Annotated in this window: 1 rRNA gene; it reads left to right on the top strand. The window is 51.5% G+C overall.

Going from position 1 to position 200, the window contains the following annotated elements:
* Positions 1-21: 21 nt before the first annotated feature.
* Positions 22-200 (top strand): 16S ribosomal RNA (locus tag QUF49_RS00060); the annotation flags it as partial.

Below are 200 nucleotides of genomic sequence, written 5' to 3'. Positions count from 1 at the left end.
AAATCGAGCAAGACAAACACTTTTATGGAGAGTTTGATCCTGGCTCAGGATGAACGCTGGCGGCGTGCCTAATACATGCAAGTCGAGCGAATGAAGAGGAGCTTGCTCCTCTGATTTAGCGGCGGACGGGTGAGTAACACGTGGGTAATCTGCCTGTAAGACGGGGATAACTCCGGGAAACCGGGGCTAATACCGGATAA

The sequence above is a fragment of the Fictibacillus sp. b24 genome (assembly GCF_030348825.1).
Taxonomy (GTDB): Bacteria; Bacillota; Bacilli; order Bacillales; family Fictibacillaceae; genus Fictibacillus.
Note: the sequence above shows the minus strand (reverse complement) of the source record. Positions and strands in the feature narration are given on the sequence as shown.